Origin of the sequence: Streptomyces sp. NPDC088554 (genome assembly GCF_044752945.1) — a bacterium.
In the GTDB taxonomy this organism is placed as follows: Bacteria; Actinomycetota; Actinomycetes; order Streptomycetales; family Streptomycetaceae; genus Streptomyces.
Map to the genome: position 1 here is coordinate 108,780 of NZ_JBIVMF010000001.1, position 24,067 is coordinate 132,846.

The window sequence follows — 24,067 nt, forward strand, 5'->3', positions numbered from 1 at the left end:
AGCTACTCCGTGGGCGCGAAGCGGATGAGCAGTTCACGGGGGACGACGACAAAGGTCTCCGAGTCCTTGACGTCCCGCAGTTGGGCAAGGTCCTCGGGATCCGTGAGGCGCTCTCCCTGGACCACGATCTTGTCGGTGTCCTCGATGTCGTACAGAGTGGGGCAGTTGCCTTGGTCGGACGTCGTGCCGATGAACCGGAGTGTCATGCGTCCTCCTGCGTTGCTGGTGGGGAAATCAGGATGGGCCGGATGCGCGCACCCCGCACGGGGATTGCGCGGGATTGCGATTCCAGCGGTACGAGCGGTACGAGCGGTACGAGCGGTACGCGCCGAGTGGGCCAGGGTTCAGCACCGGCACCACAGCGCCAGCGCGATGGACCCGCCCACCGCCGTGACCGCGAGGACGTAGAGCGCCTGCGCCCGGAACGGTGTCACCGGGGCGGCTTTTCTTGCGTGCGCGGTTGCGGAGGGCGCGCCTGGTACAGGGTGAGGAAGGCCCGGACCGTGGTGGCCAGGCCACGCATGAGTTCGTACGCGTGCAGCGGCGGCGTCGTCCCGTCGAACGTACGACTCAGGGCGAGCAGCTGGTACGCGTCCCGGCGCAGCGCCAGAGACTCGGCGCTGCCGGTGTCACCGTCGTCGTCGCGGACCAGCAACTCCAGATGGCCCCGGAGCTTGAACGTCGTGATGTCGACCCAGGCCCGGTCCGGAAGGTCGATCCGCAGGGCGAGCGCGGCGGCGACCGTACGGGAAATGGTCAGGACGTCGAGGGGATCCCCCACGCCCCGAGCACCCGCCTCCGCCCGCCGCCGGACGAGCGCGGCGAGGATACGGCGCAGGGTCTGCCGGTCCGTGGCGAACTCCAACGGCATCCGGCGCCAATGGGTGCCGGGCGTACGGCGGTTGGGCGTCATGCGGTACGCACCTCCTGCCGCGCCCGCGTGGCAACGGTGCACCAGGTACACGTCCCCCGCCGCCCCCACGTCCGCGCCAACGCCTCCACCAGCACCATCCCCCGGCCGCCCTCCTCATCAGGACCGGGCCGCCGCACCGACACCTGCGACGCGGGGGCGGGAGAACAGTCGTCCACCTCGATGAGAACGGTCCCGTGCTCGTCGTACGACAGAGAAAACCGGACACGCTCCCCCCGCCCGTGCACCACGGCGTTGGTGGCGATCTCGCTGACCAGAAGCTGTACGGTCTCGACCGCCTCCTCCGCCGTACCGCACTGCCGCAGAACCGCGCCCGCGATCCGCCGGAGATACTCGACCCGCCGCGCCCGGGGGCGGAACGACAGGGTCAGGCGCAGGGCGTCCTGTATCTCGACTGGGGTTGCTGGGGCGGGAGTTGCGATGTGTGTAGGGAGAGGCATCGAGAGTCCTAACCGTCGATCCTGTGCTCACAGATAGCGGCGAATCAACTGCGTTGCGTGATGTGCGGGTATAGCCTCGCACCGAGGCGAGAGCCCCGGAAGTTGGTTGGCGGAAATGCGCGAGCAGGTTTTGTTGTGAGTTCCCGCTGGTAGACGGGTGGTTCGCCGTCGATCGGCGATTTTCGCCCTGACGCAGAACGTTGCTCGTGGAAGCGGGAACGTGCGCCAGGGTGCGCTCAAGAAGGGGAGCGGAATGAATGAATGGCAAGCGGCGACGGCAACCCTCTGTCGGCTACAGCTCGGCAGTGAGCTGCGCCGGATCCGGACGGACGCGGGACTGACGTCGACACAGGTGGTCCGGAGGCTTCTGTGGAGCCCGTCCAAGCTGACCAGGCTGGAGACGGGTGACAACGTGACCGTTGAGCCTTCGGACATCATGGCGCTCTGTCAGGTCTACAAGGTTGACGAGGAGACGGCCGAACAGCTGAAGGAGTACGCGTTCGTCACCAAGAAGAAGCAGGACTGGTGGGAGGCGAAGAAGTACCGCTCCGTCATCGGTCCCGGCCCGAAGGCGCTCCTTGGCCTGGAGTCCTCGGCGACCGCTTTGCAGAGCTACAACTCCGAGTACGTTCCCGGCCTGCTACAGACCGCCGAGTACGTGCGCGTGCTGCATCAGCATGCCCATGGGGGGCGTTCCGGTACCGACATCGACCGGATGGTCGAACTGAGGATGAAACGGCAAGCGGTGCTCCATCGGGACCCGCCGCTGAAGCTCACTGTGGTCCTCAACGAATCCGTACTGCTACGTCAGGTGGGCGGATCGGAGGTGATGCGGCCGCAGCTGGCCAGGATCGTGGAGGCTGCTTCGGCCCCCAACGTCAAGGTCCAGGTGATCCCCTTCGCCTCCGGTGTCTACCGGGCGATGAATGGATCGTTCACGTCGCTGCGTTTCCGGGGAGACACTGCCCTCAAGCCGATCGTATGCCTGGAGCATCTGGCTGATCATTGGGTGCTGCGGCGGCAGGCGGACGTAGAGCTTTACGAAGAGGCATTCAACGAACTGCAAGCTCTGGCTCCCGGGCCGAGGGAGTCTCTGAGCATGATCGAGAGAGCGATGGAGGAGCTTTGATGCCGATGGTGACCTCGGCTCACACGCTGACCGGGGTGGACTGGTTCAAGTCGAGCTACAGCAACGACGACAACCGCCTGTGCCTGGAAGGCGCCCGTCTCGCTGGCGGAGCCATGGCCGTACGAGATTCCAAGCACCCCCAGGGCCCGGCTTTCGTCCTGGTCGGCGCGGTGTGGACCACCTTCGTCCATGCCCTCAACGAGGGGGAGCTGAACGCGCGATGACCGGTGCCGACTGGTTCAAGTCGAGCTGTAGCGACGGCCACGGCGGCAACTGCGTCGAGGGCGCGCGCCTAGCCAGTGCCGCCATGGCCGTACGCGACTCCAGGATCCCCACCGGCCCCGCCCTCGTCGTCACCGCCGCCGTGTGGACAACCTTCGTCCACGCCCTGGGCGACGAGTCCCGCCCGTAAGGCCGCAACCCTGTGGGCCCGCCTCCCCGAGTGAAATTCCAGGAGGCGGCCCACAGGGACCCGGTCCCGATCCTCGGGGCCGAAGAGAGGTACTGCCGTGAGTGACCCGCACATCAGGCCGGGAACGCCGGCGTGGCAACCAGAGCCTCCAGCAGTTCGAAGTGGTACGACCTGCCGACAAGAAGCCATCGGCCCGCCCCGCCCGGGCGATGAGGCCGCGCCCGAGTGAGGTTGAAGTGACTTGGCGGGAGACGTAGTTGAAGCCTCCATGCCGTGTCGGCCTGGGCGTACTCGCGGGCCGGCGCAGGTGCGCCGATCCGGTGTTTCATGACGGCTCGTCAGGCCACCCGATGGGCCGTTCCGGCTTGTTGGATGTTTCGGGAAGCACCGGCGCCCGGCTGTCGGGCAAGGCGCAGAAGGTCAGATGATTTCACGCCGTGATCACGGGAAGGCGGATGAGGAGGAGTCGTCACGTCCGGTTCGGTGGGAGGCCGAGTCGAACGGGACTCGCCACGGCAGAGATCTTGCCGAACAGTCTGCCCCAACCACCTGCTTCGCCGGATGCCTCCGACTGCGCCACCGCTGCGAAGGCAAGGTCGAGTACCGCCTTTCCTTTCTCGCCATCGCCGCCAAGGTGGTGTTCAAACATTTAAATTCGGACAATTTCTGGCGTTGCAATATTCCAAACCTCTCGCCTTCGAGGATCGGTTCGACTACGGTCATTCTGGTCGATTTATCGGCAAACTTGCTTGGGGGAGAGGATTTCGTCGTCGACGGTTACGGCTGTGATGACATCGGAGGATGTTTTGCGTGAAATTACCGGCGCGCCCCTGTTGACCCAACCGACCGAAGGGAGAAGGTAGGATGTCGCCCCGAATGTATGGCTACCATCGTTGCCGGCGGAGTGAATCTGAAGAGGAGTGCGTGTCGTACATGTCGTACGAGTACCTTAAGCTGCGTAAATTCTGCCAAGTTATGTTGCGAAATATCGACGTACCGGATCCATTCTCTCTCGATGTTCTCTGTTGTCGCATAGAGAAGCTCCGAAAAAAACCTCTGCATCTTCACCCGTTACCGCGAGAAGGTGCGGCAGCCGGCGTTTGTGGATTGTGGCTCGCAACCTCCGGAGCTGACCACATATTTTATGAGAGCCAGACCTCCAGATTGCATCAGGAGCACATTATTTTGCATGAAATCGGGCATATTTTATTTGAACACAATGAACAATGGCAGAGTGTTGGTGATGGAATTGGAAAAAAGCTTCCAGATCTGGATCCGGGACGTGTGCAATATTTTCTCGGACGCACCAACTACAATGCTCGCCAGGAACAGGAGGCCGAGATGCTCGCCAGTCTGATACGGATGAGCGCGTATAAGTCGCATGGATCACAACCGCATGGGGCGCAACCGCAAGGATCTCTGGCCAAAATCGAATCGGCGCTCGGTGTAGGGGTATCAGATGTCCGCTGATATAGCGGACATCGGTAAATCGCTCGATTATCCAAGTGTTGTGTTTCTCTGGGCGGCTGTGCTGGCTCGTCTTCCTTCGGTTATCCGTTCACCGAAGCAGCGAGGGCTGTGGCTTGCTGTAATGACAGCGGCCGTGGCGATGACTCTGAACCTTCCCGACGTCGTCGCTCTCGCCGTCAGAGAATCCGGGTCAACTCACCTCATCGCTTTGGTGAGGAACTTGACCGGTGTGGTTTCGGCCGGTGCTGTGCTGTATTTTGTAGCCGAACCCATCGGCGGTCGTCGACTGAAGAGCAGTTTCTGCATCGCGACTGGCTTGATAATGACGGCCCTTGTGGTTCTTGACATCCTGGCGCCGCCTCACCGGGAACACGGCATCACGGCGGCCGGTGACGCCATTCCTCTTCTTGGCTACTGGCTGACCCTGATTGCTACACATCTGCTGACGAACATCGTTTGTGTCTTCGTGTGCTGGCATTACAGCCGACGCACGGAGAGTCGTAGTGTCGCGGCCGGTCTGCGGCTGTTCGCTCTGGGTACTGCGCTGGCTGGACTCTTCTGGCTCGCCTACCTGATCCGAGTGATCTTTGACAGTACCTGGGCCCTTCCTTATCTACCTCTCCTCATGAATCTGCACGGCCTGTTGAGAGCGGCTTCCATCCTGCTGCCGACGTTCTTCGCGTTACGTCGTATTGCGGCGGACGCTATCGTCGCATGGCATCTTTGGCCGCTCTGGCGAGATCTTCTGGAGGCTGTGCCGCATGTGGCGCTGACCAAGCCCCGGGCAAGATTTGTCGAGTTGCTGTTCCCTCTTGTCCCTCGCAGGCTGCTCGTGTACCGCAAGGTCATCGAAATTCGGGATGCCATCCTGGTTCTCAGCGAATACATCGAGCCTGGAGTTCCGGACCTCGCCCGGAGCCACACAGTGATCGCCCGCGGTTCCATCTCGGGCAGTGACGCGGCCGTACTGGCGTGTGTGATCATGGAAGCGAGCAGGGGAAAGCTGGCAGGTCGGCCAAAACGACAGAGCTCTTTCAGTACAGTCACTCTTTCGAGTGGCGATTTCGAGGACGAGAAAAAGTTTCTCGTCGACGTGGCGCGCGCCTATGGCTCAGCCTCTGCTCGAACCTTCAAGTCATGACTCTGAAAGCGAATTTTCGTGACCACAGTTCTCATCACCGGCGCTACCGCAGGTATTGGCGCGGCGTTCGCTCGTCGCTTCGCGGCCAAAGGCTGCGATCTCGTCATAGTTGCTCGCGACAAGGAACGTTTGGCGCGCGCCGCCGACGACCTGCGGGTTGAGTTTGGTATCTCCGTCGACGTCATCGTCGCCGACCTCCTTGATTCCACGGATTGCCAGATGGTGGCCGATCGGGTTGCTTCGGAGGAGCGGCCCGTCGATGTTCTGGTCAACAACGCCGGTTTCGGACTGGCGGCTCCCTTCCCGTACAACTCGCTCGAGGACGAGGAGCGGATGCTGGAGATCTTGGTCCGCGTGCCTCTGCGGCTCAGCCACGCAGCTGTCCCGGGGATGCGGGCGAGAGGGAGGGGTGCCATTGTGAACATTTCTTCCGTGGCCGGTCTGCTGCCCACCGGGACCTACGGTGCCGCCAAGGCGTGGGTCACTGCGTTCAGCGAATCCTTGCGTGTTGACTTGGCGCCGTACGGGGTGCGCGTGCTCGCCGTTTGCCCCGGGTTCACTCGCACGGAGTTCCAGGAACGGGCGCGGATGGATGTGAGCGCACTCCCCTCGTCGGCATGGCTGGAAGCGGACGCCGTGGTAACCCAGGCGTTGAAGGATCTACATCGCAACCGGCCAGTCAGCATTACCGGTTGGCGCTACAAGGCGTTTGCCCTTGCTGCTCGGCATCTGCCGCGTGCTGTGGTCGCCAAGAAGATGGCCCGCCCGCGGACGCAGCCCGCATCTGCCACTGTCGCCTCACCAAATGAAACGACGCCGTAGCCAGGGTCACCGGATGCCGGAAGTTGGGCGAGGCGGCAGGTGCTGGTGGCGAGGTTGCGGAGGGTGGTCATGGAACGGGGGCCGTTTGTCGGTTGCGGACTGGTGAGCGGTCCTCGTTGCCGCCGTTCCGAAGGCAGTGCGCAGGCTGGTGTGGAGCCCGGCATGCGGGCGCGGTTGTTCGTGACGAGCCGGTAGACGCTGTGTGCGATCCAGCGGACGGGCGGCAGTGTGAGCGGTGCCCCCGGTGCGGTCCAGCCGCCGTCCGTGCTCATCAGCAGCTTGGCGACGGTCTGGGTGCCGCTGTGGACCGCTCCGGCCGGGGTGATCCACGGCAGCTCGTACTCGGCCTGTCGCCGGTCGGCGCAGAGGTCGTCCAGATCCGGGAACTGCCACGGGGCCGTTGTGCGGTGGGGCCGGATGTGCTGTTCGGTGAAGGTCGCCGCTGTGGTGCAGAAGCCGCAGTCCCCGTCGTGGACCGGTACGGGGGCCGGAGGGGAGAAGGTGGGCGTCCTGTCCCCATCATGCCTCCCTCCGGTATGTATGCGGACCTGCCGCGTCGCCCGGGTGGCAGGTCCGTGACGGCGTCCGATCAGCGACGTCCGGTCGGTGGCGGCCGGTCGGTGGCGGCCGGTCGGTGGCGGCCGATCGGTGGTGCCCGTCGGTGGCGTCCGCGCGGATCAGCTGAACGGGATGCGGATCACCGATTGGTTGCCGATGCCCAGGGTGCTGGCTCCGCCGCCGATGGCGTTCCAGACCTCGATCCGGACCTTGCCGTTGACCAGGTCGCCGTGTGAACCGGTGGCGGACTTCAGGCCCCGGCCCTGGGTGTAGCGCTCGTACCCCGGCACCGGATCGGTCGCGAAGTACTGGTATGTCTCGGTGCGGTCCCAGACGCCGTCGCCCGTACGGTCGTAACTCACCCTGATCTGCTGGCCGTTGCCGATCGCCGTACCGGCGTCCACGAAGAGGTCGAACTGAGTGGCGCCGCCGTTGTACGTCCTGGTGATCCCGCCGGAGGTGAAGACCTGTGGGTTGCGCGGTGTGCCGTCGTAGTTGGCGCCGCCCGCCGAGGAGATCGTGGTGGTCGCCGCCGAGCCCGCCGGGTCGCCGAGGCCGGCGCCCGTCAGCGCGTACAGGGTGGAGGAGCCAGTGGGCGGCGGTGTGGTCGTACCACCGCCCCGGGTCCAGACCGCCACGTAGTCGACGAGCATGGGGCGGCCGGGGACGGTCGCCGGGGTCGGGGTCGGGCTGCCCAGCTCGTTGTTGGGGAAGGCGCCGCCGATCGCCACGTTGAGCAGGATGAAGTACCCGGCGTGGTCGGTCATGTTGGCCCATGTCGTGGCGTCCAGCTGGCTCTGGCTCACCCGGTGGAAGAGCTGGTCGTCCACGTACCAGCGCAGCTCGTTCGGCGCGATCGAGCGGTCCCACTCGAAGCGGTAGGTGTGGAAGGCGGACTGGCAACTCGCCCCGGGACAGACGCGGCTGGCGCCGATGCCGGTGCTCTCGTTGCAGGCTCCGCCCGGGTTGACGCCACAATGCAGCACGCCCCAGACGGAGTTGCGCCCGTTGACGTTCTCCATGATGTCGAACTCGCCGGTGCCCGGCCAGTTCCAGTAGTCGCCCCGGTACGGCGAACCGAGCGCCCAGAAGGCCGGCCAGTAGCCGAGTGCGGCGCTGCCGGTCACGTTCGGCATCTGGATCCGGCCCTCGATACGCAGGGTGCCGCCCGCCGGGGCCTTGAAGTCGGCGCGTTGTGTCTCGATCCGGGCGGAGGTCCAGTTGCCCGCGCTGTCCCTGAGCGGGGTGATCCGGAGGTTGCCGTTGCCGTCGAGGCTGAGGTTGTCGGGGCTCGCGGTGTAGTTCTGGATCTCGCCGGTGCCCCAGTTGCCGGGGCCGCCCGGGTAGCTGTGGCCGGTGTCCGTCTGCCAGTTGGCGGCGGAGGGCGGGGTACGGTTCGCCCCGTTGAAGTCGTCGCTCCACTGGAGGTTCCAGCCGGGCGCGGGAGGAACGGCGCCCTGTGCGGGACCGGCGCCGCCGAGGCCGAGCAGCCCGGCCAGGGTGACGATCAGGGAGAGGGCGAGGGTGGTGGCGAGAAAGGGAGAGGGCTGGGTGTGTCTGACACGGCTCGTTCTCAAGAAACACCTCACGTGCGTGGTACGTACGGATGCCGCCGAGGGGAAAACCAGGTCGGTCGGGGGTCGGTCGGGGGCGTTCTCCGTACGTCTTTAGCGGTGTGGCTGGTGGGACGTCAATGGCCCCGACGCGGTTGTGATGCGTCGGGGCCATTGATTCCGGTTGATTTTGCGATCAACCGGAAGCCGATCGAATCGCTGGTGGCTGAACCGGCAGCCGGTCCAAGCGGGTTGGTGCGGCCATCGCCTCAGATCGCTTCCCGGTCCGCCCATGGCGGGTCGGCGCCCGGCACCGAGCAGGTTCGGGCGGCGACGCGTACCGCGTACGAGCAGGCGTCGACGACCTCGTGGAGGGTGAGGCCGTCCAGCCGGCCGCCGAGGCGTCCGTGGGCGTCGAGCCGGTGCAGCAGGCCGGCGGTGAAGGAGTCGCCCGCGCCCACCGTGTCGACGACGGTGGTGGGCGGGGCGGGGACGGTGGCCCGTTCGCCGTCGAGGGAGGCGAGGGCGCCGCGTTCGCCGAGGGTGATCACGACCAGCCGGGCACCGGCCGCGTGCCAGGTGTCGCAGGCGTCCTCGGGAGTGGCTCCGGGGGCGAGGAACGCGAGGTCGTCCTCGCTGAGGCGGAGGATGTCGGCGAGGGCGCACCAGCGGGCGAGCCGCTCGCGGTAGACGGCGGGCGCCACCAGCAGGGGGCGGACGTTGGGGTCGATGGAGACGGTGGTGTGGGAACGTACGCGGCCGAGGAACTCCTCGATCCGGGGGCCGCCGGGGTCCCGTACCAGCGCCAGCGAGCCGGTGTGCAGGCAGACGGTGTCGTCCAGTGGGGCGGCGGCCAGTTCGGCGTCGGTCCACTGCCAGTCGGCCGTACCGTCGGCGAAGAAGGAGTACGTGGCCTGGCCGGCCGGGTCGAGATCGGCCACGGCGAGGGTGCTGGACTCGGGCGCGGTCGCGCAGCCGGTCAGATCGACGCCGGAGGCGGTGAGCCGGGCGCGGAAGAGGGTGCCGAAGACATCGTGGGAGAGCCGGCCGAGGAAGCGGGTGGGGGTGCCGAGCCGGCCGAGGGCGACAGCGGTGTTGGCGGGCCCGCCGCCGGGCAGCACCCGCAGAGTGAGGCCGTGTGGTGCGGCAGCCGGATCCGGGGTGGGGAGGGCGTGTGTTCCGGCAGCCGGATCCGGGGTGGGGAGGGCGTGTGTTCCGGCATTCGGTTCCGGGGTGGTGAGGGCGTGTGGTGCGGTGCCCGGTTCCGGGGTGGTGAAGGCGTCGGCGACACACTCGCCGAGGACGGTGATGTGTTTCTGGTGCATCCGGGTCATCCCTTGACGGCGGAGCTGGCGACGCCCTGGACGAACCAGCGCTGGAAGAAGGTGAAGATCACCAGTACGGGGAGGACAAGGAGCACCCCGAAGGCGAGTATCTGGCCCCAGTCCGGGGGAAGTTGGCCCTGGAAGACGCTCATCTCCAGGGGCAGCGGGCGTACCGAGGGGTCGGAGACCATCAGCACCGGCCACAGGAACGAACCCCACTGCGTGAGGAAGGTCAGGATCGCCACCGACGCGAAGGCCGGCTTGCTCATCGGCACGATGATCGCGAAGAAGGTACGCCAGGGGCCCGCGCCGTCGAGCCGCGCGGCCTCCTCGATGCTGGGCGGGATCGAGCGGAAGAACGTGTGGAACTGGTAGACCGAGAAGGCGTTGGCGAGGAACGGGATCGCCTGGATGAACAGGGTATTGCGCTGGCCGTTGAACATGTAGAAGAGCGGGACGGCCACCGACTCGAACGGCACCAGCATCAGCAGGAGGATGAGGCCGAAGACGGCTTCCCGGCCGCGCCACTTCAGCCGTGACAGCCCGTACGCCGCCATCGAGTTGATGAACAGACCCCCCGTGACCACCACGAACGCCAGCAGCAGCGAGACGCCCATGAAGCGCCAGAAGTAGCCGGTGCTGTCGGAGTTGAGGCTGTTCAGGACGGCGGAGTAGTTGTCGAAGGAGAGATGGGTGGGGAGGAACCCCGAGACGCCGTTCAGGACTTCGTCGGAGGGCTTGAGGCTGCCCATGAACAGGTAGAGGGCGGGCAGGACGAAAATGAAGGCCAGGACGGCGAGGACGGCGTAGTCGAGGAAGCGGCGCAGCGGCGTACGGGTCATGTCAGTCCTCGTTCTCGGGCCGGACGACGCGGCGCTGGATGAGGGTCAGGGCGACGACGATCAGGAAGAAGACAACGGTGATCGCGGACGCCTGGCCGATGTTGTTCTGGTCGAAGGCGGTGGTGACGGCCTGGTACATCACGGTACGGGTGGCGTCCTCGTCGAGGCCGCCGCCGCGGATCAGGACGTACACCTGGTCGAAGACCCGGAAGGAGAGCACCGAGGTGAGCATCGCGACGAAGACCAGGGTGCCGTGGATGCCGGGCAGGGTGACATGGCGGAACCGCTGCCAGCGGGTGGCGCGGTCGAGGTCGGCGGCCTCGTACAACTCGGTGGGTATCTGCTGGAGACCGGCCAGCAGGATGACCATCTGGAAGCCGACCCCCTGCCAGATGGACAGCACGATGATGGAGGCCATCGCGGTGGCGCTGTTCCCCAGCCAGTCGAAGGCGCCCCAGTCGCCGAAACTGACCGCGTTCAGAGCGGAGTTGAGCATGCCCTGATCGCTGCGGCTGAGGATGAGCCGCCAGATCACGGCGACCAGTGCCATGGGGAAGACGACCGGCAGGAAGAAGAGGGACCGGAACAGGCCGATGGCCTTGAGCTTGCGGTTGAGCAGGATCGCCAGCCCGAGCGCGAGGGCGGTCTGCAGGGGTACGACGACCACGGCGAAGGTCAGGTTGTTGAGCAGGGCCCGCAGGAACGGGCCGGACAGGTCGGGATCGGTGAACAGCCGCCGGTACTGCTCCACACCGAAGAAGGACGGTTCCAGTGGGGAGCCGAGGCGGACGTTGTGGAAGGAGAGGAAAACGGCGTAGCCGAACGGTACGCCGACGAAGGCGATGAGGCCGACGACGGCGGGAGTGGACATCAGCAGTCCGTGCACCCAGTCGCGGTTCTTTCGCACAGCGCGCGCGGTTCGCGGGGTCCGAGCCGGCCTCGCGGGCTTCATGTCTGTCACGGGCGGGGCCTGCTCCGGGCCGGGGGGCGCGGCGTGCGCGGGTTCGACTGATTTCACGGGTGGGTCCTGTTCCCGGCGGGGGCGGGTGCGGCGTGCGCGGGCCCGCCCCGGCCGATGGGGCCTACGGGATCTTGTAGCCGGCGTTGTCGGAGAAGTCCTGGTCGATGGCGCGGGCGGCCTTGGCCAGGGCGCTCTTGGGGTCGGTGCCCCCGTAGATCGAGTTCAGGGCTTCGCCGAACTTCGAGGTGATGACCGGGTATCCGGGGGTCACCGGGCGGGTGACGGCGATGCAGGAGGCTGTGATGTCGCTGTCGCCGCAGGGTTTGGCGAGCTGGTCGGCGAAGAGCTGGAGCGGGCCGCCCCGCCGGTACAGGGGGCTCTTGGCGAGAGCGGTCCGGGTGGCGGGCGGGGCGCCGTTGGCCGTCGTCATGGCGGCGACGTTGGCGTCGTTGAGCAGGTAGTCCAGGAACGCGCCCGCCGCCTTGGCGTTCTTCGAGTCGGCGCCGATGCCCCAGGCCCAGGAACCCTGGCCGGTCTTGGGGCCGTTGCCGAAATCGGGCAGCGGCAGGACGACGAGGTCGTCGCCGAGTGCCTCGCTGTAGGCGGGGTACATCCAGTGGCCGACCCAGCTCAGGGCGGTACGGCCCTTGGCGAAGGCGTTGCCGTCGGTGTTGGGGTCGACGTACGTCTTCCAGGACTGGAAGGTGTCCAGGGCGGAGACCACGGCGGGTGTGTCGAGGGCGCCGGTCGCCTTGCCGTCCTTGAGGAGGGAGCCGCCGGCGGACCAGACGATGGGGGCGAAGCCGTAGGTGCCCCACTCGTTGGCGTATCCGCCGCTCTCCTGGAGATCGAGGGGCTTGCCGTCGGAGTCCTTGGCCTTGAGCGCCCCCAGCGCGGCGGTGAACTGCTCCGCCGTCCAACTGTCCGACAGCCCGGTCGGGTACGTCACCCCGGCCGCGTCCAGCAGCTTCTTGTTGCCGTAGACGCCGAGCCCGGAGTCGTACATGCCCAAGCCGTAGTGTTTGCCGCCGATCGCGGCCTGCGCCTTGCTCGCGTCAGTGGCGTTGGCGAGGGTCTTGGCGGAGACGTACGGGTCGATCGGGGCGAGCTTCTTGTTGTAGACGAAGTTCGCCATGGTCGGGCCGTCGAACTCCACGATGTCCGGCAGCTTGGAGGCGTCGGTGGCGGTGATGGTCTTCGTGTAGTCGTTGCCGGGGACCAGCTTCAGGTCGACCTTTATCCCGCTCTGCGAGGAGTTGAAGGACTTCACCGCGTTCTGCAGCGCCGCGTCCTCGCTCTTCTGGCCCTGGTGGGCCCAGACACTGATGGTGCCCTTGCCGCTGCCCGCCTCCACGGAGGCGGTGGTGCCGCCCCCACCGCAGGCGGCCAGCGCCGCCAGAGGCAGGGCGAGGGCCAGGCCCGTACGAGAGGTACGGCGGAACCTTCTGCTTCGTGAGCTCATGGGTGTGTGCCTCCGTGCGTTCGGTGCTGCCGCGAGGGCGCGAGGGGTTCGACAGGGGAGTGACAGGGGGGACGTGAGTGGGGCGGCGGGCACCTCAAGTGAGGCGCTAAGGAACCGGGTTGCCGCGGAACCGGGTTGCCGCGGACCCGGGTTACTGCGGTCCGCGCGGGCGCGGCGGGGCGGTGGTTTCGCGCAGGACGAGGCGGATGGGCATCTGTACGTGCCCCGGCAGCGGGGCGTCCGGCTCGTCCAGCTGCCTCAGCAGCAGCCGGGCGGCCTCCGCGCCCTGTCCCGCGACCGGCTGGGCGACGGTGGTCAGCCCGACCACATCGGCGAGTTCGTGGTCGTCGAAGCCGATGACGGACACGTCGTCCGGCACCTTCAGCCGGTGGCGGCGCAGCGCGCGCAGCGCGCCCATCGCCATCTCGTCGGACTGCGCGAACACCGCGGTCGGCGGCCGCGCGGCGGCCAGCAGTTCGGTCGCGGCCCGCTCGCCGCCCTCGACGGTGTAGTCGCCGTCCGCCTCCAGGGCCGGGTCGTGTGCGATCCCCGCGTCGGCCAGGATGTCCAGATACGCCTGGCGTCGCTGGATCGGGGTGGTCCAGTGCAGCGGCCCGCTGGTCCCGCTGATCATGCCGATCCGGCGGTGGCCGAGGTTGACCAGGTGCCGTACGGCGCTCTCCGCGCCGGCCCGGTCGTCGATGCCGACCACCGTGAAGCCGGACCGGGCGCCGCCGACGGTACTGGCCAGCGGCACCCCCAGCGAGCGCAGCGCGGCGGATTCCGCCTCGTCGGGGATGAGCAGCGACAGCACGGCGTCCACGCGCTTGCGGACCGGCAGCTTGGTGAAGAAACGCTTGCGTGTCTCCGGTGAGCCCAGGTTGTACAGCAGGACGTCGTACCCGGCGGCGCTGAACACCTGCTCGGCCGCGTCGAGCACGGTGCCGAAGAACCAACGGCCCACGTACGGGACGACGACCCCGATGGTGTACGTACGGCCGCTGGCCAGGCTCGACGCCGAACGCGAGGCGGTGTAGCCGAGTTGGGCGGCGACGGCCGTGATCTGCGCCCGTACCTCGTCGGACACGCCAGGCTGGCCACGCAGCGCGCGGGACACGGTGGACGCCGCGACCCCGGCGGCGCGGGCGACATCGGTGATGCTGACCGGCACAGCGCTTTTCTCCCGTCGGTTTCACATCGGTGTGATCTGTGGGTGACGTGACCGTAAACCTACGTGGCGTCTTGCGCAAGCGTTTGCGTTCATATTTACTTGGGCCGGTCCTTAAGAAAGTCCGTTGTGATCAATGATCAGCGCACGGAACAGCGCACGCGCTTGGGTGCTGTGATGTGGGTGCTGTGAGCCGACAGGAACTGTGCATGCGATACGCCCCGCCCGGCCTCTGCGTGAACGACTTCGCCCTCCTGCGCGACGAGGACGGCACGTATGCGGTGCTGCACCTCCAGGGCCCCTGGACAACGGAGTTCGACCATCTGCGGATGGAGACCTCCTACGGCCGGGCCACCTCCACCGACCTGGTCGGCTGGCAGCCGCAGGGCACCGCCTTCGGCAACGGTCTGCCCGGCCGCTTCGACCAGCAGGCCGTGTGGACCATGCATCCCCTCCGGCACGGCGACGGGATGGCGATGTTCTACACCGGTGTGAGCGGGCTGACACCGGGCGGCTGGCCGCTCCAGTCCGTCGGCCTCGCCCACTCCGACCGTACGGACGGTACGGGCTGGCGCCGCCACGGCACCGGCCCGGTCGTCGAGGCGGACCCGCGGTGGTATCGCACGGGCGAGAACATGGGCTGGCGCGACCCCTTCGTCGTACGCGACGACGCGTCGGACGGCTGGGTGATGGTCGTCTGCGCGAGCGACGCCTCCCGGCCCGTCGAGACCGGCGGATGCGTCGCCCTGGCCACCTCCGACGACCTGGAGCACTGGACCGTCCACCCGCCGCTCATCTCGCCCGGCGACGTCGACGAGCTGGAGTGCCCGGTCCTGGAGCGCCTCGACGACGGCAGCTGGCTGCTGCTCGGCTCGATCGGCTCCTCCCGGGGCTTCGAGTCATGGACCGCCCCGAACCTGCGCGGCCCCTGGACCCGGCGCGGCCCCCTCGGCCCGACCGGCGCCTACGCCCCCCGTGTCATCGCCGCGCCCGACGGCTCCCGTGTCGTCCTGCACACCACGCCCCGCCAGATCGGCCTCACCGACACGGGCGAGCGCTGTCGCGGGATGCTCGCCCAGCCCAAGTCCCTTGTCGTACGGGAGGGTTCGGCGCCCCGCCTGGAGTGGTGGCCCGGCCTGGACACCTGGCTCGGCGAGGAGACCGACCGTCCCACCCCGCACGCGGTCGGCGACATCGACGTCTCCGGACCCGTCGGGATCACCCTGCGCACCGCCGGCCCGGACACCGGCCGCGCCGCCCTCGCCGTGGGCTGCGACGGCAAGAACCTCTGGGTGACCGGCCCGGCCGGGACCCGGCTCGCCGAGACCGTCCTGACCGAACCCGCCGCGACCCTGCGCGTTCTGACCATCGGCGAGTACGTCGAGATCTACGCCGACAACGTCTTCGTCCTCACGGCCCTGTGCTACACCGGCCACCCCACCGCGTGGACGGCCGTCACCGAAGGCCGCGAACACACCGTCCCCGTCCGCCCGGTCCGGCTGCCCGACCCCCACCGCGACGACGCCTCGGCCATCTGGCCCGGCCCGCCTTCGCCTTCCGGACCATCGACGCGCTGACCGAACGGCTGGCGGCGCGCATCGGCGCCGACCCTCTCGGCTGCCCGGCTCGACCCCGCCGATATCACCCAGCTCGGCAAGGAGATCGCCGTCGGCCGCGAGGTCCAGGCCGCCATCGACGCGCTGTGGCCGACGCTCACCCCGCAGCGGCTCGTCGCGGACTTCCTCGCGGAGCCGCGCCGGCTCGACGCGCGGGGACGCCGCCGTGCGCCGCGCCGGGCCCCGTACCGGCACCGACGCCGTCGACGACTGGCCCCCCGCCGACGTACCCCTGCTCGACGAGGCCGCCGAGCTGCTCGGTGAGGACGACAGCGCCGCCCGCGCCGCCGCCGCACTGGACCGGCAGGAGCGAATCGCCTGTGCGCAGGGTGTGTCGGAGCTGTCGTACGGCTCGCGTACCCAGGAGTTCGAGGACGGGGAGGACGAGGACTCGGAGGCGCTCGCCGCACACGACGTCATCGACGCCGAACGCTTCGCGGAACGCTACGAGGAGGCCGACACCCGCCCTCGCCACCGAACTCCCGGCCGCCTCCTGGGGCCCGACCCCGGACCTGACCCGCCCCACGGTCCTGCTCGACGCCCGCCGGGCGAAGGGCCCGAATTCGACACGGTGATCGTCGTCGACCCGGAAGGCGTCATGGCCGCCTCGCCCCGAGGCGCCAACGACCTGTACGCAGCCCTGACCCGCGCCACCCAGCACCCCGGGATCATCCGCGACCGCGACACCCCGGCACGGCTGCCCTCGCTGCGAGGCCGAGACATGGGGCCCGGCGCCAACTGCCCTGGTTCCCGCCGGACATGGAGGACATGACGGTTGTCCGGCCGGTCCTCGCGAGGGGGCCGGCCGGGTTTCTCCGTCAGCGGGCCGCCGGTCCGTTCAGGAACTCCGTGAGTGTCCGGGTCAGGGTGTTGTGGGCGGGGGCCGCGAAGAGCGGGTCGAGGTGGTTCATGCCGTTGTCGGTCTCGTAAGTGGCGTACGGGATAAGGGAGTCGGCGACCACCGTGCGCGCCGCCTCGGTGATCGTGCCCTTGGCGTAGCTCGTTGCGAAGGTGTACAGCGGTATGTTGAGGCGGTGGGCGTGGTGGAGCCGCAGGCCCAGGGAGCGGGCGAGGGCGGAGTCGGTGTAGGCGTCGGTGATGTCGAGGTCGATGGAGAGCCGGGCGGGCCAGTACCACTCCCATACGGCCGGTACCGGACCGGCGTACGCCGTCGCGACCCGGCTGATCGGTGTGCTGCCGGTGTCGATCCAGCCGCGTACGTCTCCGCTGTCGGCGAGGTGTCCGGAGTGCACGCTGATGGTGTTCGGCCAGCCGAAGCCCGTGTCGACCAGGAAGCCCAGCAGGCCCGCGTTGGTGACGGTGTACGGCAGGCGCAGGGTGTCGGGGAGGCGGGGCTGGAGGACGGAGGGGCTGTCGGGGGCGTGGAGTGCGTAGTGGCCGGCGAGCTGGTACCAGATCTGGGTGCTCTCCGCGCGGCTGCCCAGTCCCACCCCGCTCAGGGTCAGGTCGAAGACCGCCCCGGCGTCGATGGCCGCCAGCCGTTCCCGTACCTCCTCCGGTGAGTCGGCGACCGGATCGCCCGTCCCGTCGAACGCCCCGCGCACCCCGCCGTCGATGACCACCAGCGCGGCGAGGTCCTGGTAGCCGGGGCGGCCGTCGAAGTCCCAGGCCGCGTACGCCATCGCGGTCGTCGCTCCCCAGGAGTGCCCGCCGAGCACCACGCGCCGGCCACCCCGGCCCGCGGCCCGGACGACGGCCCGGAGATCCGCGAGGGTCAGGGACAGACCCCAGTTCGCGGCGAAGGGGGACGCGGCCGGGTTCTGCGTACGGTAGTGCCCGTCCAGGTAGTAGCCGACGGGGTCCGGTCCGGCGAACCCCGACCGGTCGGCGAGGTTCTCCTCCCGCCGGTCCAGGGCCCACACCTGCAACCCGGGCACGGCCGCGACCAGATCACGGGCCATGAGACGGAAGTCGTTGGCCGCGCCGAACATACCGGGCACCAGCACGAGAACGGTGCCCGCCGCGTCGGGACCGACCTTGAGGACATGCACCCGGTCCGTCCCGACGGGCCCACCCCCACCGCCCACGGCCACCGGCACATACGGCTCCCGTTCGATGGCGTCCGGTACACGTCCCGCGGCACCCGGTACACGTCCCACGGCCTGCGCGGAACCTGCCCCCGCGCCGGCGGCGGCCGACGCCAGGGCCAGACCACCGATCATTCCGCCCAGCACCGTACGGCGCGGCAGTCGGCTCGTCATTTCACATACCTCCAGTGAGAGTTGCTCGCCACAGCTTCCCTCCCCCCTCCGGCGCGCCACGCACCAGGGCCCCCGGACGTCCTCGCCCTCCTGCCCGGACCGCCCGCCGTGCGCGCGGTCCGTCAGCCGTTCACGACGATGGAGGTCTCGTTGTTGGAGAGGTCCGGGTCGAAGTCGCGGATCCGGAGCTCCGGGTTGTCGTTCAGGGTGACGGCGCGGCCGGTCGCGGCGGGGACGACGCGGTCGACGCGGAGGGAGAACATGAAGGACTCGCTGCCGTTCTCGTCCAGCCAGATGTTGGTCGCGCAGCTGTAGCGGGGGGCGCCCAGTTGGGGGCGCTGCCACTCGCCGGACGCGGTGCGCGCGGAGCACCCCTCCGGCTTGGCGGTGACGGTCGCGCCCTCCGGCACGATGATGTCGACCGTCGCGATCGGTTCGCCCGCGCCCAGGGAGGCGACCCAGGCCGGTCCCCGGTTCTCCACCGTCACCGACGCGGTGACGGTCTCACCGGCGGCTCCGGAGGGGGTGCTGCCGATCAGTCGCAGGTCGGCGGTGTTGACGGCTCTGACCATGGTGGAACGGTAGTTGTCCGACAGGTCGACATCCGGGTCCGTCGCCGCCGCACGGGCCGGCGCGGTCACCGGGCGTGGTGTGAGATCGGCGCCGACGCCCTGGACGTACGGCTGTCCGGCGCGCGCCCGTTCCAGCGCCTCGTCCGAGTACGGCTCGACCGTGTGGTCGAAGCGGTCGTACAGCGCGTTGCTCTTGACCCGCAGCTTGCCCGCGTCGAGCGCGACCGTCCGGCCGGGGGCCAGTGGTTCGTCCAGGACGCAGATGGCCTGCGCACCGGCCGGGCCGTTCGCCGGATCGCGTTCGAGGTACGCGCAGTTGCCGTACCGGGCGGCGAAGTCCAGGCCGTGCGAGGCGAACAGGGTCAGCAGGGTGCGGTCGGCGGTGCGGTTGCCGGTGTTGGTGAGGACGATCGGCACCTCGACGGCGCTGCCCGGGACCACACCGGTCAGGACCGGTGTGTCGCCGAGGCCCAGATCGGGGCCGTCGGCCACCGTCACCGTGGTCTCGGTGGGGACGGCGGTCAGCTCTCCGGCGACCGCCGTCGAGGTGACCGTGGCGGACGCGCCCTGGGCCGCTCCGGCCTTGGCCCGTACGGAGATCTCCGCGCCGGGGCCGGAATTGCCCCCCGACAGTCCGGGGAACGAGCAGACACCGGTGACCGTACGCTCCTGGCCCGTCCCGGCGGTGTGTTCGGCGCAGTTCGCGGGCCAGCCGATCTCGGCCAGCTCGGTCAGCGCGGTCACATCGACGGTGAGGGTGCCGCCGGGCACCGTGTTCTCCGTGTTGTCGTGCGAGAGGCGGATGTCCAGGGTCCGGACGGGGGCGTGGCCCGCGTCGTCCGCCCCGAGCAGCGCCATCTCGTACGGGGCGGAGATCCACAACTGGTCCCAGCTCCGTTCCGTACCCTGGGCCAGGGCCGGCGCGGCCCCGGTGACGAGCAGCGCGGAGGCGGCGGAGATCGCCAGGAAGGGGGCGAGGAAGGGGGCTGCGAGGCGACGGTTCGTGCCGCGTCGGGCTGTCCCGGGCCGGGACATTTCGCGTCGGGTGATCTCATGTGGGGTCAAGACGGCTCCCGGGGTCGGTGGGCCTGCTGACAGGACCTACTGACAGCAGGACCGACGAAACCCGTCGGGGGTTGTACATGAGTGGCCCCGCCGGAGCGGCCGGCGGGGCCACAGTCTGCCGTCACGACAGCCTCGGCCGCCCCAACTACATCTGGGATAACGTGTTCTGATGGTACGTCATACGGAGAGGGCGTGGCGAAGAAGGGTTTACAGCGGTCGCAGCCAGAGCGTCGCCAGCGGCGGCAGGGTCAGCTGGAGCGATACCGGCCGGCCGTGCGCCCCCACCGCCTCCGGCTTCAGCGGATCGGTGTTGAGCACCTCGCCGCCGCCGTAGCGCGCCGCGTCCGTGTTGAGGACCTCGGTCCACGCGCCGAACTCCTCCGGTACGCCGAGCCGGTACCCCTGGCGGACCACCGGGGAGAAGTGGGAGACCGCCAGCAGGGGCGAGCCCGTCGCGTCGAAGCGCAGGAACGCGAAGACGTTGTCCTCGGCCGCGTCCCCGTCCACCCACGCGAACCCCTCGGGCGCGGTGTCCCGCTCCCAGAGCGCGGGCGTCGCCCCGTACACCGTGTTGAGATCGCGGACCAGGTCCCGTACCCCCCGGTGGTCCGGCTCCGCGCCGTACGACGGGTCGAGCAGCCACCAGTCCGGGCCATGGCTCTCCGACCACTCCGCGCCCTGGGCGAACTCCTGCCCCATGAACAGCAGTTGCTTGCCCGGGTGGGCCCACATGAAGCCGAGGTAGGCGCGGTGGCCCGCCCGCTGCTGCCACCAGTCTCCGGGCATCTTGGAGACCAGCGCGCGCTTGCCGTGCACCACCTCGTCGTGCGAGATCGGCAGGACGTAGTTCTCGCTGTACGCATACACCATGGAGAAGGTCATCTCCCCGTGGTGGTACTTGCGGTGGACCGGCTCCTTGGCGATGTACTCCAGCGAGTCGTGCATCCACCCCATGTTCCACTTCAGGCCGAAGCCCAGGCCGCCGAAGCCGTCGGGCCCGACATGGTGGGTGGCGCGGGTGACACCGTTCCAGGCGGTGGACTCCTCGGCGATGGTCACCACCCCGGGGCAGCGGCGGTAGACGGTGGCGTTCATCTCCTGGAGGAAGGCCACCGCGTCCGGATTCTCCCGGCCGCCGTGCTCGTTGGGCGACCACTGGCCCTCCTCGCGCGAGTAGTCGAGGTAGAGCATCGAGGCGACCGCGTCGACCCGCAGCCCGTCGATGTGGAACTCCTCGCACCAGTACACCGCGTTGGCGACCAGGAAGTTCCGTACCTCCGTACGCCCGTAGTCGAACTCCAGCGTCCCCCAGTCGGGGTGCTCGGCGCGCTGCGGGTCGGCGTGTTCGTACAGCGGCTCTCCGTCGAACCGCGCGAGCGCCCACTCGTCCTTCGGGAAGTGCGCGGGCACCCAGTCGACCAGCACCCCGATCCCCGCGCGGTGCAGCGCGTCCACCAGATGGCGGAAGTCGTCCGGGGTGCCCAGCCGGGAGGTCGGCGCGTAGAAGCCGGTCACCTGGTAGCCCCAGGAGCCGCCGAAGGGGTGCTCGGCGACCGGCATCAGCTCGACATGGGTGAAGCCGAGATCCTTGACGTACGCGGGCAGTTGTTCGGCCAGCTGACGATACGTCAACCCAGGTCGCCAGGAACCGAGATGGACCTCGTAGACCGAGAACGGCGCCTCGTGGACCGGGCGGTCGGCGCGGTGTGCCATCCACCGCTCGTCGCGCCACACATGGTGGGACGCGGTGACGACGGAGGCGGTCGCGGGCGGCACCTCGGTGTGCCGGGCCATCGGGTCGGCGCGCAGTGTGTGCGAGCCGTCGGGGCGGGCGATGTCGAACTTGTAGAGCGCGCCCTCGCCGATGCCGGGGACGAACAGCTCCCACACCCCGGTGGAGCCGAGCGAGCGCATCGGCAGGCTCGTACCGTCCCAGTAGTTGAAGTCACCGGCGATCCGCACCCCCCTGGCGTTGGGCGCCCAGAGGGTGAAGCGGGTGCCGGTCACGCCCTGGTGGGTCAACGGGCGGGCGCCGAGCGCCGTCCACAGCTCCTCGTGTCTGCCCTCGCCGATCAGATGCAGATCGAGCTCGCCGAGCGCGGGCAGGAAGCGGTACGGATCGACCACCTCCAGCTCGTCGGGGTTCTCGTCGATGTCGCCGTACCGGATCAGCAGGGTGTACGACGGTACGGCGGCCAGCGGCAGCACCCCGGAGAAGAGGCCGTCGCCGTCGTCGCACAGTGGGCTCCGGGCCCCGTCGACGACAACGGTCACGGCCTTCGCGTACGGGCGCAGCGTCCGGAAGAGCACCCCGCCGGCCACCGGGTGCGCCCCCAGCAGCCCGTGCGGATCGTGGTGTGCCCCGGCGAGCAGCCGCTCCCGGTCGCCGCCGTCGAGCGGTTCGGCGGCGAGGGGTCCGGCGACGGCGCCCGGTTCGACGGCGACCGGTTCGGTGGCGGCGGGCGTGCGCGGGCCGGTCCGCCGGTCGGTGGCGCGGGTGGGTTTCCTCGCCTTCGGCTTCTTCGCCACCGCTTTCGTCACCGCCTTCGCGGGGGCCGGGACCGTGGCCGGGGCGGCGACGCGGGGTGGTTCGGGCGGGGACGTGCGGTCGGACGGCGTGCGGGCGGTCACAGGGGCTGCCTCCTCGGCGGGGCTTCCTGATGGACGGTGGATGGGTGGACAGGGGTGGTGAGCGGGGGCGCCCGGGGGTCAGGCGCCCGCCGCCAGCCTGCGGATCGCGGCCATCGGGACCGGTAGCCAGTCGGGGCGGTGCCTGGCCTCGTACAGCACCTCGTAGACCGCCTTGTCGGTCTCGTACGCGCGCAGCAGTTCCGGTTCGGCGCGCGGGTCGGTGCCCGAGGCCGCCGCGTACCCCTCGCAGTACGCCGCCCGGCAGCGCGCCGCCCAGTCGGGGCGCCAGGGTTCGTGCGAGCGGGCCGCGTAGTCGAAGGAACGGAGCATGCCCGCGACATCGCGGACCGGCGGCTGTGGGGTGCGGCGTTCGGCGAGGGGGCGGGCGGGCTCGCCCTCGAAGTCGATGACCGACCAGCGGCCGTCGGGGGTCCGCAGGGTCTGCCCCAGGTGCAGATCGCCGTGGACGCGCTGCGCGGGTCTGCCGAGCCCGGCCCCGTCGAGCGCGGCGAGCGCGTCGAAGGCGGTGCGCAGCCCGCAGACGTACGGCAGGAGCGCGGGCACCGCCCGCGCCGCCGCCTCCAGGCGTTCGGTCATCCCGTCGGCCAGCCGTCCGCCGCCGAGGGGTACGGTCGGCAGCGCGGCGGCCAGCGCCAGATGCACCTCGGCGGTGGCCCGCCCCAGCGCGCGGGCCTCGGTGGTGAACTCGTGGTGGTGGCCGAGCGCGGCCAGCGCCAGCTGCCAGCCGTCCCGCGAACCGCTCAGATACGGCTGGAGGACGCCCAGGGTGAGGGTCTCCCCGCCACCCGGATCGTCCGCCTCGAACCAGCCGATGGGCGCGGGCACCCGCTCGCACCCCTGGGCCGCCAGCGCGAGCGGCAGCTCCAGATCGGGATGGGGTCCGGGGAAGACCCGGCGCAGGATCTTCAGGATGTACGCGTCGCCCGCCGCGTCCCCGAAGACCAGGGAGGAGTTGGACTGTTCGGCGTCGAGCAGCCGGCCGGTGAGCCCGGCGGGGACCGGGCCCGTCCGGTCGAACCGCAGCGGCCCGGGGCCGCCCGGGGTCCGCAGCCGGTCCAGCAGCAGTTCGGCGAGGAGCGGATCGCGCAGGCCCTCGTAGACGGTGCGGCCGGCCAGCGGGCCCTGTACGGCCCGGCCGATCAGCGCGGCGGTCAGCCGGTCGGGCAGGGTGTCGCAGACCCCGAGCAGCAGTTGGTAGCAGTCCCCGGCGGGTGGCGGGGCGTCCGGCGGCGGCCCCGAGCCGCCGCGCTGTTCGACCCGTACGAGCAGATGCAGTAGCCCGGGACCACCCGCGCCCATCGGCAGCAGCTCCGTGACCGTCACCGGGGTGAAGCCGGTGACCGGGCTGCCCTTGCCCGCGAACCAGCGCTGGCGGGGCAGCCAGTCGTGGAGCAGTGGCGCCAGCGAGCCGATCAGCGCTCGCGCGCCGGCGGACGGTGGAGGGGGTGACCCGGTGGGCGCAGTCGCGGGCGAGGTGTCGATGAGGCGCGGGGTAGTCCGGGTGGATGCAGCCTTCGACATGGCATCGCGTCCTTTCCCCGGGCACACCACAGGATGCGCAGAGTGTCCCGGATTGCGGCAATGGCTGTCCGGCTGTGCGGGACGTGTCGGGTGAGGATGATCCGTACGGATCGATTTCGTACGAAATAGATACGGATATGATCGAATCGATCGAACTGGCTATGGATCAGTTGGGGATATCGGGATGTAAATCGAACGGGATGTG

Annotated in this window: 21 protein-coding genes and 2 pseudogenes; 9 read left to right on the forward strand and 14 right to left on the reverse strand. The window is 69.1% G+C overall.

Going from position 1 to position 24,067, the window contains the following annotated elements; all coding sequences use genetic code 11:
• Positions 1-2: 2 nt before the first annotated feature.
• The 3 genes from ACIP8W_RS00525 to ACIP8W_RS00535 form a co-directional block, all read right to left on the reverse strand.
• The gene (locus ACIP8W_RS00525) at positions 3-206 is read right to left on the reverse strand and encodes a hypothetical protein (protein ID WP_402201481.1); all 204 of its coding nucleotides are present in this window, start codon (positions 204-206) and stop codon (positions 3-5) included.
• 224 nt (positions 207-430) lie between these two features.
• Positions 431-913 carry a hypothetical protein gene (locus ACIP8W_RS00530; RefSeq protein ID WP_401946353.1) on the reverse strand — a complete coding sequence of 161 codons (483 nt, stop codon included), beginning with the start codon at positions 911-913 and terminating at the stop codon, positions 431-433.
• Positions 910-1,371 carry an ATP-binding protein gene (locus ACIP8W_RS00535; protein WP_401946350.1) on the reverse strand — a complete coding sequence of 154 codons (462 nt, stop codon included), beginning with the start codon at positions 1,369-1,371 and terminating at the stop codon, positions 910-912. The genes ACIP8W_RS00530 and ACIP8W_RS00535 overlap by 4 nt, the downstream gene beginning before the upstream one ends.
• Positions 1,372-1,624: 253 nt before the next feature.
• Between ACIP8W_RS00535 and ACIP8W_RS00540 the strand changes: the two genes are divergently transcribed.
• The 7 genes from ACIP8W_RS00540 to ACIP8W_RS00570 all read left to right on the forward strand — a co-directional run bounded on the left by ACIP8W_RS00540 (position 1,625) and on the right by ACIP8W_RS00570 (position 6,345).
• Positions 1,625-2,500: a helix-turn-helix domain-containing protein gene (locus ACIP8W_RS00540; RefSeq protein ID WP_402147822.1), complete on the forward strand. Its 876-nt coding sequence runs from the start codon at positions 1,625-1,627 to the stop codon at positions 2,498-2,500.
• Positions 2,500-2,724: a DUF397 domain-containing protein gene (locus tag ACIP8W_RS00545; RefSeq protein WP_402147819.1), complete on the forward strand. Its 225-nt coding sequence runs from the start codon at positions 2,500-2,502 to the stop codon at positions 2,722-2,724. Before ACIP8W_RS00540 ends, ACIP8W_RS00545 begins: the two co-directional genes overlap by 1 nt.
• Complete coding sequence (locus ACIP8W_RS00550) at positions 2,721-2,912, forward strand: DUF397 domain-containing protein (RefSeq protein ID WP_402147816.1); 192 nt, start codon at positions 2,721-2,723, stop codon at positions 2,910-2,912. The genes ACIP8W_RS00545 and ACIP8W_RS00550 overlap by 4 nt, the downstream gene beginning before the upstream one ends.
• A gap of 424 nt (positions 2,913-3,336) precedes the next feature.
• Positions 3,337-3,726, forward strand: a complete 390-nt coding sequence (locus ACIP8W_RS00555) for a hypothetical protein (protein ID WP_402147814.1) — start codon at positions 3,337-3,339, stop codon at positions 3,724-3,726.
• Between the two features lie 119 nt (positions 3,727-3,845).
• A complete protein-coding gene (locus ACIP8W_RS00560) occupies positions 3,846-4,382 on the forward strand; it encodes a hypothetical protein (RefSeq protein WP_402147811.1) in 537 nt (178 codons plus the stop codon).
• On the forward strand, positions 4,372-5,523 hold the full coding sequence (locus tag ACIP8W_RS00565; RefSeq protein WP_402201485.1) for an MAB_1171c family putative transporter: 1,152 nt from the start codon (positions 4,372-4,374) through the stop codon (positions 5,521-5,523). The genes ACIP8W_RS00560 and ACIP8W_RS00565 overlap by 11 nt, the downstream gene beginning before the upstream one ends.
• Positions 5,524-5,541: 18 nt before the next feature.
• On the forward strand, positions 5,542-6,345 hold the full coding sequence (locus ACIP8W_RS00570) for an SDR family NAD(P)-dependent oxidoreductase (RefSeq protein ID WP_402147805.1): 804 nt from the start codon (positions 5,542-5,544) through the stop codon (positions 6,343-6,345).
• Between the two features lie 215 nt (positions 6,346-6,560).
• On the opposite strand, the pseudogene ACIP8W_RS00575 reads toward ACIP8W_RS00570, so the two are convergent.
• The 7 genes and pseudogenes from ACIP8W_RS00575 to ACIP8W_RS00605 all read right to left on the reverse strand — a co-directional run.
• Positions 6,561-6,938, reverse strand: a pseudogene (locus tag ACIP8W_RS00575) (hypothetical protein); the annotation flags it as partial.
• Positions 6,939-7,022: 84 nt separating this feature from the next.
• Entirely contained in the window at positions 7,023-8,480 is a 1,458-nt protein-coding gene (locus tag ACIP8W_RS00580; RefSeq protein ID WP_402201487.1) for a glycoside hydrolase family 16 protein, read from the reverse strand.
• A 245-nt stretch (positions 8,481-8,725) separates the two neighbouring features.
• Positions 8,726-9,781 (reverse strand): carbohydrate kinase, encoded by a 1,056-nt coding sequence (locus tag ACIP8W_RS00585; protein ID WP_402201488.1) that lies wholly within the window; start codon positions 9,779-9,781, stop codon positions 8,726-8,728.
• A 5-nt stretch (positions 9,782-9,786) separates the two neighbouring features.
• Positions 9,787-10,623 carry a carbohydrate ABC transporter permease gene (locus tag ACIP8W_RS00590; protein WP_401946314.1) on the reverse strand — a complete coding sequence of 279 codons (837 nt, stop codon included), beginning with the start codon at positions 10,621-10,623 and terminating at the stop codon, positions 9,787-9,789.
• Position 10,624: 1 nt separating this feature from the next.
• Positions 10,625-11,641, reverse strand: a complete 1,017-nt coding sequence (locus tag ACIP8W_RS00595; RefSeq protein ID WP_401946311.1) for a carbohydrate ABC transporter permease — start codon at positions 11,639-11,641, stop codon at positions 10,625-10,627.
• 64 nt (positions 11,642-11,705) lie between these two features.
• The gene (locus tag ACIP8W_RS00600; RefSeq protein ID WP_402201490.1) at positions 11,706-13,046 is read right to left on the reverse strand and encodes an ABC transporter substrate-binding protein; all 1,341 of its coding nucleotides are present in this window, start codon (positions 13,044-13,046) and stop codon (positions 11,706-11,708) included.
• 151 nt (positions 13,047-13,197) lie between these two features.
• Positions 13,198-14,217, reverse strand: coding sequence for a LacI family DNA-binding transcriptional regulator (locus ACIP8W_RS00605; RefSeq protein WP_401946306.1), 1,020 nt, complete (start codon positions 14,215-14,217; stop codon positions 13,198-13,200).
• Between the two features lie 206 nt (positions 14,218-14,423).
• On the opposite strand from ACIP8W_RS00605, the gene ACIP8W_RS00610 reads away from it, so the two are divergent.
• Positions 14,424-15,791 (forward strand): mucin-1, encoded by a 1,368-nt coding sequence (locus ACIP8W_RS00610; RefSeq protein WP_401946303.1) that lies wholly within the window; start codon positions 14,424-14,426, stop codon positions 15,789-15,791.
• Positions 15,746-16,296 (forward strand): annotated as a pseudogene (locus tag ACIP8W_RS00615) (helicase); the annotation flags it as partial. The gene ACIP8W_RS00610 and the pseudogene ACIP8W_RS00615, both read left to right, overlap by 46 nt.
• Before the next feature lie 352 nt (positions 16,297-16,648).
• Here the strand turns inward: ACIP8W_RS00615 and ACIP8W_RS00620 are convergent.
• The 4 genes from ACIP8W_RS00620 to ACIP8W_RS00635 all read right to left on the reverse strand — a co-directional run bounded on the left by ACIP8W_RS00620 (position 16,649) and on the right by ACIP8W_RS00635 (position 23,862).
• Positions 16,649-18,052 carry an alpha/beta fold hydrolase gene (locus ACIP8W_RS00620; protein WP_401946300.1) on the reverse strand — a complete coding sequence of 468 codons (1,404 nt, stop codon included), beginning with the start codon at positions 18,050-18,052 and terminating at the stop codon, positions 16,649-16,651.
• A 122-nt stretch (positions 18,053-18,174) separates the two neighbouring features.
• Complete coding sequence (locus ACIP8W_RS00625) at positions 18,175-19,689, reverse strand: hypothetical protein (RefSeq protein WP_401946298.1); 1,515 nt, start codon at positions 19,687-19,689, stop codon at positions 18,175-18,177.
• A gap of 207 nt (positions 19,690-19,896) precedes the next feature.
• Complete coding sequence (gene glgB, locus ACIP8W_RS00630; protein ID WP_402201608.1) at positions 19,897-22,062, reverse strand: 1,4-alpha-glucan branching enzyme; 2,166 nt, start codon at positions 22,060-22,062, stop codon at positions 19,897-19,899.
• A gap of 336 nt (positions 22,063-22,398) precedes the next feature.
• Positions 22,399-23,862 (reverse strand): maltokinase, encoded by a 1,464-nt coding sequence (locus ACIP8W_RS00635; protein ID WP_401946296.1) that lies wholly within the window; start codon positions 23,860-23,862, stop codon positions 22,399-22,401.
• Between the last annotated feature and the right edge of the window lie 205 nt (positions 23,863-24,067).